Annotated in this window: 9 protein-coding genes; all 9 read right to left on the bottom strand. The window is 35.7% G+C overall.

Annotated elements, in window-relative coordinates:
• Window positions 1–65: 65 nt before the first annotated feature.
• A complete protein-coding gene (locus tag DMB68_RS23605; protein WP_231131574.1) occupies window positions 66–443 on the bottom strand; it encodes a hypothetical protein in 378 nt (125 codons plus the stop codon).
• Window positions 388–828, bottom strand: a complete 441-nt coding sequence (locus DMB68_RS23600; protein ID WP_231131573.1) for a fatty acid desaturase — start codon at window positions 826–828, stop codon at window positions 388–390. Before DMB68_RS23600 ends, DMB68_RS23605 begins: the two co-directional genes overlap by 56 nt.
• 312 nt (window positions 829–1,140) lie before the next feature.
• Window positions 1,141–3,324 (bottom strand): TonB-dependent receptor family protein, encoded by a 2,184-nt coding sequence (locus tag DMB68_RS03495; RefSeq protein WP_110345270.1) that lies wholly within the window; start codon window positions 3,322–3,324, stop codon window positions 1,141–1,143.
• A gap of 71 nt (window positions 3,325–3,395) precedes the next feature.
• Entirely contained in the window at window positions 3,396–4,559 is a 1,164-nt protein-coding gene (locus DMB68_RS03490; RefSeq protein WP_110345269.1) for an alpha/beta hydrolase-fold protein, read from the bottom strand.
• A gap of 16 nt (window positions 4,560–4,575) precedes the next feature.
• The gene (locus DMB68_RS03485; protein WP_110345268.1) at window positions 4,576–7,155 is read right to left on the bottom strand and encodes a glycoside hydrolase family 9 protein; all 2,580 of its coding nucleotides are present in this window, start codon (window positions 7,153–7,155) and stop codon (window positions 4,576–4,578) included.
• Between the two features lie 142 nt (window positions 7,156–7,297).
• Window positions 7,298–8,422: an alpha/beta hydrolase-fold protein gene (locus tag DMB68_RS03480; RefSeq protein ID WP_110345267.1), complete on the bottom strand. Its 1,125-nt coding sequence runs from the start codon at window positions 8,420–8,422 to the stop codon at window positions 7,298–7,300.
• A 24-nt stretch (window positions 8,423–8,446) separates the two neighbouring features.
• Window positions 8,447–9,739, bottom strand: coding sequence for a glycosyl hydrolase family 8 (locus DMB68_RS03475; RefSeq protein WP_110345266.1), 1,293 nt, complete (start codon window positions 9,737–9,739; stop codon window positions 8,447–8,449).
• Between the two features lie 97 nt (window positions 9,740–9,836).
• Window positions 9,837–10,796 (bottom strand): glycoside hydrolase family 43 protein, encoded by a 960-nt coding sequence (locus DMB68_RS03470; protein ID WP_110345265.1) that lies wholly within the window; start codon window positions 10,794–10,796, stop codon window positions 9,837–9,839.
• Between the two features lie 52 nt (window positions 10,797–10,848).
• On the bottom strand, window positions 10,849–13,446 hold the full coding sequence (locus DMB68_RS03465; protein ID WP_110345264.1) for a glycoside hydrolase family 31 protein: 2,598 nt from the start codon (window positions 13,444–13,446) through the stop codon (window positions 10,849–10,851).
• Between the last annotated feature and the right edge of the window lie 22 nt (window positions 13,447–13,468).

Raw genomic sequence — 13,468 nt, 5'->3', positions numbered from 1 at the left:
TACTCTTAAGCATCCGAAAATGGGAGCGTACAGCATGATAAAACGGGTAAGAAGTATATGGAAGGTCATATTCTTCTGCGTAGCGTTTTATTATAGGATAAGGCCCAGGTCGCTGAAAGATTTCCCTCTTTATCTGCCACCGGAAAATGGGCATCCTCATCAACATGTGTGGAAACAAGTGCTACTACACCAAGTGCACTCCCGCACATGTGCATCGTAATCCATGCAAATAAAACTATATACCAGGGCTGGTTCAACAACAACATGGGGACAAAAAGCAAATAAAAAAGATTAATTGCCTTTGCAGCAAACAATCTGTAAACTTCTTTCGATGGAATTTTATCTACCACTTTTTTTACATAATTATCTTTTTTGCCAAAGAAGTCTTTAAAATCCCTGATGTAAATCCAGTTGAGGCTGTACAATGGATAAATAAGCCACATATATATGCTGATATTTATGATAATCAAACAGCGGGCTGTTACGAAAACTTCTGATGATATCGCTTTGCTTTATGTCAACATCCCAATCCGGAATATTTGGATAAGCATGATGAAGATTAATATGGCGACGCGTCCAAAGCCAGTGATTACTGCCAAAAAGTTCCGAAACATACATAAACCATTGATTATATTTTGGCTTTTTAAATAATGCTCCGTGTGCAGCATCATGAAATGCATTAATAAACAGAACAATCATCGTAATTCCACACAGAATATAAAATAAAAATAATAAAGGAGTACTGTTTCCAAATAACAGAATACAGCCATAAAATAAAAAGAAGAAAATGACAAGTCCTATAGACTTAATAATATTGAATTGGTACAAGGATGAATTTTGTAAAACAGTTTCATTAACTTCTTTGCGAATCTTTTAAAAAAAATCATCAGTTTCTGGTTTTAGGTAAACCGGTCGTTTTAACTTTTCCATAATGATTATCGATATAAATTCTTACATCAAGTTTAATGAAAAAAAAAAAATTAAAACACACTTATACAGTATTTTATATTTTAAAAAAAAAACATCTTAATCATTATGATTTGAAATAAAAAAAAAGTAATTTTTGTTTCACTAAAGAGAATCTACAATTCTGTCGTTTATTTTTTTAGGTTTGGTATTATCATTTATCAAGTATAATCTTCATATTTTTATGGATAAAGTTCCTGAAAATGTTCTTCCGTCTGATGGCCATATACCCGGGCCCGGATAAAATTGTGGCCGCTTTGTAAAATAGTGTTCATCTAAAACATTACTTGCGTTTAACTGCAGCTTTATTTTTTCTGTAATGCGGATTGCCAGGTTTAAGTCAAGCAGTTGATATGCTGGAACCAGCCCTACCGCGCCGCTTGCAGACGGGGTGGTTGTATTAAGTGCATCAGCAAAACTCTCAGAAGTATAACTGTATAATGCCGATAAACTAACTAAGTCATAATTAATAGTAATTCCGTTTCGTGTAATCCATTTGGGAACACTTTCAACTTTGTTTCCACTCACGCTTACATTACTATTGCCTGACCTTATTGTAGCATCCTGATAGTGTGCATCCATGAAAGAGGTAGAGGTAAAAAGAGACAAACCAGCTTTCTTTCCTAAAGAGAAATCTCCCTGCAAAAACAATTCAAGCCCTGTGGTTCGTGAGTCACCGATATTGGTCCTGAAAATAATCAGATTACCATCAGTGTCGGTTTGGGCAAGTGTTCCCATACGGTTGTTATATTGCAGGATAAAGCCTGTGACATCCCATTTTAAAAATTTATATTTCCCTCTAAAACCAAGTTCTGCATTGTATCCGTGAGCATCTTTTAAGTTTTTATCACTTATTTCATAAACAGATTGTGGAATGATGTCTTTGAAAATAACAGGTCGGTATGCCTGCGACCAGCCTGCATAAATATTGATATCGTCTGTTACGTCATATTGTGTACTTACGCCAAACAAAGGAAAGTTGTGCTTTATTTTGTTTGGAAGTTCAGTGTCTGAATAATAAGTAATAACACCTGTCATATTGGTTTCGCCGGTTTCCATTCTAACTCCTATATTGACTGAAAATTGCCTGGTCAATAGCCATCTATTCTCTGCAAAAAATGCAATATTGCTAGTTTTGAAATGCAGGTCTCTGCCCCAACCGGGTGTTACAAGAGATAAATCAAAATCAGTTCCGGTTGTTCCTTTTCCCTGTTGCTGGCGGTTTAAGTCGTTATTCATATATTGTACACCTGCTGCAAGTGTACTGGTTTGATTTAGCAGTTTATAAGTCTGTAAAGCTCTCAGCTCTGTTGTGTAACTATTAAAGTGGTCAATATCCACTTGTCGGTTATTGTATTGAAGTGTAGCAGGTACAATGTCATCAGCAACGTTGGCAGGCTTGTCAAACATCACACTATTTCTTTCTCCAATAACTGCCGAAGTTGTCAATCGCAATTTTGTTGAAGAAGCGATATTCCAATCAGCTGTTAACGAGGGAACGTGAATATTTGGCTGATAATAATTTCGTGAACGTGTTGACATTTTAGGGTCGTCCTGAAACATACTATCAGTTAATGGCCCTGGTATGTGAGTAATATAATTAGAATGTGTCCACTCTAATTTAAAGCTTAGATCTTTTGTAGCATCATAATAAAGGGATATTCCCTGAGCATCAAAACTCGAATCGCTGTTTTTTCTGTAACCTGTTATCCATTTCCCATTTATCCAGGCCGAATAGCTAAACCTGCCTATTTTACCGGATATACTGTTATATGTACTTACCAGTCCGTATGAACCAAGTGTGTTGATGGTTTCAAAAGTAATTTTTTTAGTCGTGTCCGGTTGTTTACTGACATAGTTAAACATACCGCCAAACTGTGCACCGTATTGCAGTGAACCAGTTCCCCTGACTAATTCAATACGTTCAACCGCTTCCATAGGAATATTATAATGGCTGGCAGGATAACCATACATATCAGAGTTGGTAATAATTCCGTCTTTACGCATATTGAATTCCCAACTCCTGTGTGGATCAAGTCCGCGGGTAGAAATATTTACCTGATTGCCTGTCCCGTCCATGTCATAAACAAATACTCCTGGTATTTTTGCAAAAATCTGTCGTCCATATTTCTCCGTAACTGCAGCATTTTTTTGCGCTATATTAATTACTTCTGTCTTTTTTCCCGAAAAAATATAAGTTCCCTTTATGGGTTCCAGCCTCTGAATGTCTGGTGCTATTTTACTGCCTTCAATTGTCACAGGAGAAAGATGGTGAGGTTTTATTGTATCAGTCGTTGTTTGTCCAAACGTAACCGTTACATTAGCTAAAATTGCCGTAATGAATAAAAATCTCTTCATAATTATAATGCGGATTTATTTTTCAGTAACACAAACTAAAATTGTTTGATTATTTGATATCCTTTCGAATGCTACCTGAACAACTTTGAAGCAAATTGGTATAAACATCGTCGCCATGTAAGCCACTCATGAGCAGTTTCAGGCGATTCGTAATATACATATTTTATTTTCTGTTGATCTAACATCGCTCGAAATGCCCCAATTGATTTAGGAAAAGGACTAGGTTCTTTAGTACCTAAGCCTAACCAAAAAAGTTTAATTTTTTTATTAAGAGCATCACCATCTTTATATTTTCCGTCTAAAAATACAGAGGCGTCAATCACATCTGTACTGGGATAATTTGATGTACCACTAAATCCGCCATACTGGGAAAAAGTCTCGAGATGATTCATCATAATTCTCATGGTTTGATTTGCTCCCATAGAAAGACCGGCAATTGCTCTGTGTTCACGATTAGTGATCGTACGAAACTTAGCGTCAATCATTGGAATAACTTCTGCAATTAATACCTCTTCAAAAACAGATGCCGGTTGCTCTTTTTTGTTCCCCTGATTATTTTGTGGTTTATAAGCATATCCATTATCCATTACTATAATCATAGGAGTTGCTTCTTTTGCAGCAATCAGATTATCTAAAATCAAATTTGCTTTCCCCTGGGATGGCCATCCTGTTTCATCTTCAAAACTTCCGTGCTGTAAATAAAGTACAGGGTAATGTGTTTTTATGTTTTCATTATAATCAGGTGGTGTATAGATAAAACAGCGTCTAAATGAATTTGTTAGCTTTGAGAAATAAATATTTTCACTTACCAAACCGTGGGGTACATCTTTCAGCGCAAAAAAGTCCTGATCTTTCGAAGGAATTTCTATTCCGCTTCCTAATCGGCCGGCACCATAGAAATATAAAGTTCCCGGATCCGGTACCGAAGCTCCATCTATGTTTAACTGATAATAATGAAATCCTTCATCCTGAGGATTTGATTCTCCTGACCATATACCATTGGCATCCTTTATCATATCATATTTAACACCACCTATATCAAGCTGAACTTTATTTGCATTTGGCGCAGAAATACTGGCACGTACCCGACCCTGGGAGTTAACCTGAGGAAATTTCCTTTCGGGCTGATTGACTGATGAAGGTTTAAAATCTTCCACTATTTTTGTTTCCTGGCTCAAAACTGATTGAGTATATATACAGGAAATCATAGTAATTATAGTAAGTACTTGTTTCATTTTTAGTTTTTTTTTATTATTTTTCTACGGCTAAATCATTTACAGCATTCGCAAGAAAAACATACCAGGCTCCTCCATCTATAATACATTCATTTTCTCCCCAAAAAAAAGGCCAGTCATCTTTATTCTCTAAATAGTCCGGCTTTAGAAAAATAAGTCCCGGAACTACTCCTCCCGCAATTGTTGTAAAGTCAGCTCTATTACCTCCGTAAGCCACTTTTTTAGATCTGTTTCCAACTGCATTTACAAAAGACAAATTAGAATAAGGATGACATCCAAAAATATAATTTAATCCCTGATAAACATATTCCTTATCTAAAATGTCAGGATAACTTTTATGAATATAATAATTTGTACTTGCCCAATTAATAACCTGAGAAGTGCCTCCCCAACCTCTTTTTACTAAAGGAAGACCATAAGGATTATCAGCGTTTTCTTTGTCTATTTTTTCCTTATACTTAATGACATAACCGCGTAATTTTACTTTATAATTATCATCCATAGCCGGTAAGGCAAGAAGAGCTGAATTGATATTAAACTCTAGATTTTCATCTAATGATTTCCATATTTTATCTAAAAAAGCCGTTTTGTATTGCTTGTCTTTTGTACTTAAATAAAGCTGTAATATTGCAACCATATCGCTTCCTTTACCCCATCTTGACATTGGACTGTCATCAGGTTTTGCTTTTTTGTCCAATTCGGCTGCCTCGCTGGTCAACTTTATAGCAAGAGTGAGACATTTAGCAGAAAGCGCATTATTATATCCTTTCAGAGCCCTGCTTGCTGATGCTAATGCTCCTGCAGTTCTGTAATCAAGAAATGAAGTTCGGTTTGTAAATGCCCATCTGTCATCAGGTGTTCCGCTTGATATCCCATTCGATTCATACGGTTTAAGAGACGGATTATAAGGTAGATTATCTGTTTCTGTAGAAGCATCCCCCAAATGATGATACTGATGGAGGTTTGGCACAATTATTCCTCTTACCGGATGACCAATATTTTCAACTTGTGCAACAAGATTTAATACTCCATGCTCAATTTGTTGTAATAAATCAGGTTGACCATCAGGACGGTGAATATCTACAAACTGCGTAGTCTGATCAATATAAGTTTCATCTCTGGTGACTTTGAATGCCTCCCACGATTCTACAAAACTATTAATTACGCTAACATGTGAAAAAGTCTGTATATCAAAGTCGCCGGCATCGAACCAGCCTCCCACTGACATTCCGGGAATACGCTCTAATGGTTTATATTTGGTATCTGTAGCAGGGCCTTGTTTATATCCATCAAAGTGTTCATGATTCAATGGTGCCTGAAGGCAATCGTCTAAAAATGGTTTTCCATGCCAAACCCGATATGCTTCGTTCACTTCCATGTGATCCATTTGTACAGGAAACCATACGTCCATCGTTGGATGCCATATTTTTGAATATACATCATCCTCAATCTGAAAGGTATTTGTTTTTTCCTCTCCATACTGAATATAATAAAGTCCTTTTTCTTTAATTGTACTAAAATCAATCTGAGCATAATTATATCTTAAATAATTCCCCCAAACTTTGACATCTGCTTTAAGTTTCTCAACAAATCTACCATCCTCATTAAGTTTAAAAATTGATGCAGTATTTAATGCTTTGTCGTTTTTGTCAAGTTCAATAACAGCTATTTTCTTCTGACCGGGCAGGTACCCTACCTGAGAAAATCCTATCACAGGCTTTCTTATCCAATTTGGTATCGCATTGGGTTCTATATACCAGGTAAGCACTTTACCTTTTTTGTTTGCAGGAAGAATACTTCGTGCTATGAACCAGCCATTCTGCCCTAAATTCCTTCCGTCAAAGAGCATTACATCCTGATCTAAGGACTGAATCTTTACAGTTCGCTCAGGATTTTCAGGTGCAAAAACTAAGTTCTTCCCGGATTCTAAAGGCTGTGTAGCGATGAATTCATTTTTTCCACGATCATCAAATGTGGTATGACCAGCAAACTGTGGGATTTTTTGAGATGCAGGCCAAATTTCAGTGTTGCTTGCAGGATATCTGGGAAATGTTCCTGCTTTCCCATCTACTAAATAATTACTTTCAAAATAAGATGTTGGTATAAACTCCAAATTAAAGCCTGCCCTGCCTTCTAATTTTTTGGGCACTGGTTTGTCTAATACAACATCCATGACAAAACCTTTATCTTTTGGCGAAATGATGATTTTGGAATCAAAATTAAATTCCTCATATCTCAGTGTAACCTCAATTGTATTTTTCGCCTTATCAACTTTTCGACTGATCATTTTTGGAATTAAATCCCATTGTTCAGGTGTGTTTTGAAGCCTTATTGCTCCTCCTGTTACTGTTCTGACACCATGATGAATAAATTCTATTCCGGCCGTTTTTTCGTCGAAAAACATTCCGTTGTATTCATTATTAAAAACCCAGACATTCAGTCCTGGAGTTTCAAAATATTCTTTTTCATTTAATACTAAATTCTGAGAAAAGGAAATGTTTGTCAGACTGAAAAAACAAAAAAAAAGGAATGCTTCTTTCCATAAAATTCTCTTCGAATTAAAAAGAATTCCTGAAATGCTATTAAGTTTATACATAGTTTTAGGTTTTAATTTATTAATCCAAATAAGCTGATTTCAGCTGATGAATTTTAGCTTTATTAATGTTTTTGGCTAAATAATTCATCAGAAGGTGCCTATTGTACTTACTTTTAGATTAATGGGTGATGCTATTGAAAATCTACTCTTTAAATAAAAGTGGAGCTAATTCTTTGAAACTTCGGCGCCAGGTCTGAAATTCATGTCCGGTATTATCAGAAATGTAGGAAACTGCATTAAAACCGGCATTTTTAAGACCTGACACAGCGCTTTTAACACCATCAGGACGTTCTTTGCTTCCACAACTTAAAAAGATAAGTTTTACTTTTGATTTATCCTTAATATCTTCAGGTTTGTAAGTTCCGCCACTAAGGAGTGCATAGTGGGAGAAAACTTCAGGTTTATTAAGTGTTATACTTTTTGTTTCCATGCCTCCCATTGATAAACCTGCCATTGCACGATTACTATGATTTGCAACTGTACGAAAATTGGAATCAACATAAGGAATTAATTCATCTACAAGAACCGTTTGAAAAGGCTCTATTTTGAAACTTGACAAACCACCAAATTTCACTTCATTTGTCATTCCGTAAGTCATTACAATAATAAATGGTTTAATTTTTCCTTCTGCAATCAAATTATCCATGATTAAATTTACACGTCCCTGATTGCTCCAGGCCGTTTCATCTTCTCCCCAGCCATGCTGCAAATACAAAACCGGATATTGTTTAGCTTTGTCTTTATGGTAACCAGGCGGAGTATAAACAAAAGCCCTGCGGGATGTATTAGTGCTTTTTGAAGGGAAAAGGATTTGCTGTATATTTCCGTGTAGAACATCTTTTAGAGCATAAAAATCCTGATCGTGTGCCGGAATTTCGATACCGCTTTCCCAGCGTGTAGAGCCATAAAAATTGAGTGCCCCCGGATCATTAAAAACACCTCCGTCGACAGTCACATGGTAATAATGAAAACCTTCATCCATTATATTGGCTGTGGTGCCTCTCCAGTAGCCATCTTCGCTTTTGGTGAGAGCAGTGCCCCCTTTTGCTCCTCCTAAACCAAGACTTACAACAACAGATTTGGCTTCAGGAGCCAAAATTTGAAAGCGCGCATAACCCTGAGAATTAACCTGAGGATATTCCTGACCTGGCTGATTAACTGATGAAGGTTTGAAATCCTCAACAATTGAAACCTGACTTGTTTGTGAAATACCTGCAAAACCTGATAGAATAAATGCATATAGCATTACGACTGCATATTGTTTCATATTTTTATTTTTTCGATTAAAAAATTATTTAACTGTTGGATTTATAATTTGGTAGTTACCACTAAGATGCATCAGGCTGAAGAGATACATTAACCCATCATAATAGGGGTCAAAATAACCATCTTCATAAGGTTCAAGTTTAGCCTTCCAAAGCGCATGGACAAAATCCATGCTCTTTTTATCTGGATTGACCAATGATGCTGTTGCCGAAGTTCCTACTAATCCTATTGAGTGTCTGAGTTTTTTGACTGGTCCGGCCTGTAGAATAAAATCTGGTGTGGAACCATCAAGATTGTATTGGTCTACAAACGTTTCTATTCCTTTCGACCTAAGGAAGTTTTGAAATTTTATAGCATATTCTTCCTGCCACTTTTTATCTTTTCCATACCAGGTATAATCCATAGCGATATTCATAGGAACACGCCAGGAATCATAACGAAATGCGGGAGGCATCCATGGTGTAGGGTGTGGTTCTCCGCTAAACTCTGTATAATCCGAATTTAAGCCTGTTACTGGATGACATGCCTTATGCAGAAAATTACGGGAAACTTCAGCACATTCTTTATAAAACTGTTCATGTCCGTCTTTGGCGTACAAAGCCCATATTTCATAGAATGCCGGAACATGATAGGATGGGTCAGTCCATTCGTATCCGCGTCCTTCCGGCACAAATGATATTTGTTTATGCTCTGTATTAATGATATTATGGATATTACCAGTACCATCTTTTTTCCACATGGCATCTAATATTCTTCTTGCTTCATTGTAGTAATGAATCCCAGTATCATTCCCCCATTTGTTCGAAGCAAAAAGCAAACTGGTAATGTAATATAACTCTCCGTCTGATGCAGAGCCAGGCGAATTTTGTTTTTTGGTTTCAGGATTTACGCTCCATGCAAAATAGCCTTCTCTTGGGCCATCCTGATGCTGCATGTATTTTACTGACCATCGCCAGATACGATCAAAAACATCTTTTTTATTGAGCTGAACTGCAACCATCATTCCGTACGACATTCCTTCGGTACGTGCGTCTTTATTTTTTACATCAGAAACATATCCTAAAGAATCACCTTCTTCAAAATAAACTTTATTTGGCCCTTCAAATACATCATAATAAGCTTTGGAGACTTTTTTATCTATTTCGTCCTGGCTATATCCTGCTTCTTTAAACAGATTACGATAATTCGGTATTTTAGACTCTGATTTTTCTGCTTTCTTTTTATTCTGGCAGATGGCTAAAACCGGTACAAACAATCCGAAAATCAGTATTAAAATACGAATTTTAGCTTGCGGACTTCTTTTATATTTTTCATTCATTTTTATATTTTTTTATCTTAATATTAATCTGCAGAACCTTATCATTCAAATAAAAAAGAGAATGATTATTTCTTTGCTTAATTGAAACTAAAAAGCATTATTTGATTTTACTTACCCCTTTCGTAGTCTGTACTATTTTTTGAATAGTTCCATCTGGATTATAATACATATAATCTACACATACAGAACGTCTGTAACTTCCACCTGTTGGCAAGCTTCCGTTGTGGTAAAAGAAATAAGATTTACCTTTATAATCAACAATACCTGGATGGGTTGTAAAACTGTTTGTTACATTTTCTTGTATTAAACCCTGATGTTTCCAGGGCCCGGTTGGACTATCTGATGTACAATATTCTATTGTTTCTGCCTTTTCTCCTTTACTGGCATATACTAAATAATACATTTCTTTTCTTTTATATATCCAGGGTCCTTCTATGAAGTTTTTTGGTTTCAAATAATTAATTTGACCATCAATCTCAATCATGTTTTCTTTAAGCTTTACCCATTTACAGCTAGCATTTCCCCAATACATATAGGCCTGCCCGTCGTCATCAATCATAACTGTAGGATCAATATCATCCCACGAATGTTTCATATCAGTTGTCATTTCATTAATTACAAGAGCTTTACCTATTGCATCCTTAAAAGGGCCAGTTGGTCTGTCTGAAACTGCAACACCTATAGCAGCTCCGCCTCCGCTCACCTCATCTTTTTTATGAAATGTGGAAACAAACCAATAAAATTTACCATTTCTTTCAATGCACTGAGCGGCATAGGCATCTCCTGTAGCCCATGAAAAAGTATCTGGTGAAAGTGGCGCCCCATGATCTTTCCATGTTACCATATCGGTTGTGGAAAACACATGCCAATCGGCCATTTTATAATTAGTATCTGCTTCGGTCGCTACGTCATGTCCTGTGTACAAAAACAAAGTGTCTTTGTGAACAATAGGCGAAGGATCGGCAGTAAAAATGTGCTTAATGATAGGGTTTTGTGCTGTTATTTCAAATGTTGAAACACAACAAAACATCAATAAAATCCTAATATTTAATTTCATGTTTATAGTTTTTTTTGGTTATAGATAATTATGTGGTTTTCTTATTTTCAGATTAATTACTTTTTATCAGAATCTGCTTGCCGCTATATTTTACTTTTTTAGGAACGTTTCCATTTTGTTTTGCAGATATCCATACAATATTCATTGTGTATGTTTTTGTCTGACCATTATAACTGCCAATTTGTTTTCCTATAGTTAAAGTTTGATTCTTTTCATTCCAGGTTATTGGAATTTCGATATATTTTCCTTTTTCATAATTGTAGTTATCGCCTTCATCATTATAATAAGTGAAACTTGCATCCTTACCTGTGTAAATACGAATTTCAATTTCATCCTGCTTGACTTGCGTATTCTGAATCACATTTCCCATAGGAACGATCGAACCTTCTTTTACAAAAACCGGTATTTTGTCTAAAGTAGCTGGGGATTCTATTGTTTGTCCGCCTTCGAATCTTTTGCCGGTCCAGAAATCATACCATGTGTTTTGTTTTGGTAAATAAACATCCCATTTCGTCACTTCAGGTGCTGTAACTGGCGCTATTAATAATGATTTTCCAAACATATACTGATATGCCTGACTTAGAGCAGCTGTATCATAACTAAAATCCATTATCAATGGTCTCATTAAAGTTGAGTTATACTTAGATATTTGCCAGGCCTCTGAATAGATGTAGGGCATTAGCTGATATCTAAGATTGAGCATAGAACGCATGTTATTTTCCACCTTTTCTCCATACTTCCACGGTTCAGTTTCAGTTTGATAACCATGCATACGGAATATCGGATTAAAAACTGCCCATTGAAACCAGCGAGTCAGAATCTCATGATACTTTTCATTTTTATACTGTTCTGATCCTGGACGGAAAAAACCACCAATATCGGTTGTCCAATAAGGCATCCCTGTTACATTATAATTTAAACCTGCAACGATTTGTCGTTTGTAAGCATCCCAGTCCCATCCTATATCGCCTGACCAATTAATTGTACCATATCTCTGCTGTCCTAAAAATGCTGAACGGGTTAGAATTGTTACCCTTTTTTCAGGATTAGTATTTTTCTGACCTTCAAATACAGCCTTGCTAACAAATAATGGATATGTTAACCGGTAAAAATCACCCAGTCCAAAATAAGTTTGTTTACCTCTTAACGCATCATTTTCGGGCTCAGTTGCATCCATCCACCAAGAGTCAACACCAAGTGCAAATAAATTTTTATTAAGTGCGTTCCAATGTGTTTTTTGGGTTTCCGTATTATAAATGTCTATCCACGGACTATTGGGAATGAATAAGTTTTTTGATACATATTCTTTACCAATTTCTGATTCTTTATTTAAATTCTCCCAAACAGAAATAGAAAAGTGGGCATTTAAATCATGAATTTCTTTTATAAATTTTTCAGGTTCCGGATAATGTGTTTCATCAAATTTAGGAACACCCCAGCCATACTTTCCCCAATATTGCCAGTCTTGTACAATTACATCTACAGGGAGGTTACGTTTCCTGAATTCTTTTATTGTTGAAACCAAATGTTCTCCAGAGGTATATCGTTCGCGACACTGCCAAAATCCAAATGCCCATTTAGGAAGCATTGGTACATTTCCCGTAAGGTTACGATAATTTGCTATGATTTCGTCTGTATTCTTTCCTGCAAAAACAATATAATCAAGCGATTTGGCATTGGGTGAATTGAAAACAGTTTCATCATTAGTTCGTTTTAAACTAAGAGATGGTGTATTACTAGATTTGCAAACCACTTTTACAGTATGCTCACCTGCTTTTAATTCGACTAATTTACTCACTGCTGGTGGCAGCCATAAATTAGATTGATTGATCACATCTATCCCATCAATCAAAACTAAATGGCGGCTATCCATATCTCCAAGATCCAGCATTAGTGAATATTTTCCTTCTTTAGCGATCGAAAAAGTTCCGGAGTAAACAGATTGTTGTTGCGAAACTTTTTGTGTGCCTGAAGTTGTAGTTACTTCAACTTCACGTTTTTCACCTTCATTTATTGTATTTCTAATTAAGTCGATATTTTGATTGGTTGGATTAAAATAAGTCAGACCATACTGATGCCACAATAAACCATATCCCTTATTGGATACCAAAAACGGGATAGCAATCTGTGTATTGACCTGTATTAACTTTCTGGTTACATTCTTTAGATTGTAAAAACCATCCTGAAACTGCCCTAATCCAAATAAATATTCATCATTAGGAGATTCAAAACCCTGTTCAGCTACAAAACAGGATTCCCCCATAATAGTAGCAGGTTTTAATATTCGTGAATTTGCTTTTTCAGTTAGAAAAATTTTACCTGATGTATCACTATATGTAATAACCCCTGTTTTTTTATTAAATGAAACAGTTAACTCTTTTGTAGCCAGTTGTAAATTTTCTAAGAATTCTTTAAATTTAAAATTAGGAACGTTTGGTTTGTTTATCAGGACGAACTCTTGTTTTTCTTTTAACGTTCCTGTTTCATATTGTATCCGTATTGATTTTTCGGTAAGAGGAATTATATTTAATACACCTTCAGATAATTCAATAGCCAATTTATCTTTACTCAGTCTATGCTTTTTATATTGTTGTGCACTAATTGAAGTGAATAAAAAGCCTAAAATTAAAATGTAAACTGTTTTTTGCATTTTTATTTTATATATTAAATTA

Source organism: Flavobacterium hydrophilum (assembly GCF_003202405.1).
Lineage (GTDB): Bacteria > Bacteroidota > Bacteroidia > Flavobacteriales > Flavobacteriaceae > Flavobacterium > Flavobacterium hydrophilum.
Note: the sequence above shows the minus strand (reverse complement) of the source record. Positions and strands in the feature narration are given on the sequence as shown.

What these genes read in the sequence shown, in the direction of transcription:
- DMB68_RS23605 (WP_231131574.1), bottom strand. Translation starts at nt 443, where the DNA reads ATGTGGCTTATTTATCCATTGTACAGCCTCAACTGGATTTACATCAGG.
- DMB68_RS03490 (WP_110345269.1), bottom strand. Translation starts at nt 4,559, where the DNA reads ATGAAACAAGTACTTACTATAATTACTATGATTTCCTGTATATATACT.
- DMB68_RS03475 (WP_110345266.1), bottom strand. Translation starts at nt 9,739, where the DNA reads ATGAATGAAAAATATAAAAGAAGTCCGCAAGCTAAAATTCGTATTTTA.
- DMB68_RS03465 (WP_110345264.1), bottom strand. Translation starts at nt 13,446, where the DNA reads ATGCAAAAAACAGTTTACATTTTAATTTTAGGCTTTTTATTCACTTCA.
- DMB68_RS03495 (WP_110345270.1), bottom strand. Translation starts at nt 3,324, where the DNA reads ATGAAGAGATTTTTATTCATTACGGCAATTTTAGCTAATGTAACGGTT.
- DMB68_RS03485 (WP_110345268.1), bottom strand. Translation starts at nt 7,155, where the DNA reads ATGTATAAACTTAATAGCATTTCAGGAATTCTTTTTAATTCGAAGAGA.
- DMB68_RS03480 (WP_110345267.1), bottom strand. Translation starts at nt 8,422, where the DNA reads ATGAAACAATATGCAGTCGTAATGCTATATGCATTTATTCTATCAGGT.
- DMB68_RS03470 (WP_110345265.1), bottom strand. Translation starts at nt 10,796, where the DNA reads ATGAAATTAAATATTAGGATTTTATTGATGTTTTGTTGTGTTTCAACA.